This window comes from Bacteroidia bacterium (assembly GCA_025056095.1).
In the GTDB taxonomy this organism is placed as follows: Bacteria; Bacteroidota; Bacteroidia; order JANWVE01; family JANWVE01; genus JANWVE01.
The window spans coordinates 1-601 of the sequence record JANWVW010000384.1 but is presented as its reverse complement, the minus strand read 5'-3'; the positions used below and the strand labels follow the sequence as shown (position 1 = coordinate 601).

Annotated in this window: 2 protein-coding genes; one reads left to right on the top strand and one right to left on the bottom strand. The window is 42.8% G+C overall.

The genetic code is table 11. The annotated features are described in order from the left end of the window. Positions 1-185 (top strand): cyclophilin-like fold protein (locus NZ519_14125; protein MCS7029889.1); only part of this gene is annotated, 185 nt, incomplete at its 5' end. 178 nt (positions 186-363) lie between these two features. On the opposite strand, the gene NZ519_14120 is transcribed toward NZ519_14125, so the two are convergent. Next, on the bottom strand, positions 364-601 hold a 238-nt coding region (locus NZ519_14120), incomplete at its 5' end, for a hypothetical protein (protein MCS7029888.1).

Below are 601 nucleotides of genomic sequence, written 5' to 3'. Positions count from 1 at the left end.
CGACCAATCCCGGAACTATAAAAAATGGCGACTTGATGTTGTACGGCTCAAAAACTTTGGTATTGTTTTACAAAACCTTTTCAACTTCTTACAGCTACACAAAGTTAGGTGCAATAGACGATGTAACAGGTTTGACAACTGCATTAGGTTCGGGAAATGTAACCGTAACTTTTGAAGTGGAGTAAGCAAATCAGCCAACACACAAGCAAGCACATTACGCATTTTGGCAACAGCACAAAGCCAACAAAAATGCGTAAAGAGCTTGCTTTTTTACGACCCGACAAAAAAATCCTTTCCCCTCTTTTTTATTTTTCAGCAACGCACAACCCCGACAGACAAATGGACGACAGAAAGCCACAGCCACTAACAGCCGTTTGCCGCAATGGGGGCTGACGTGGTTAAATCAAGTGCAGTGCTTCTATCAACATTTGTGCTTGGTTGACGGTGCAGTACTCCGAAATCCCCCACTGCGGCAAGCGGCAAAACGATCTGTGAGGTGAAGAGCAAGGGAAATATTATATACACACTTGGGGAAATTGCATCAATCGTTAACTCAATGCTGATTAAAAAAGAATCAAAGACCTCCTCGACAGTAAACTGA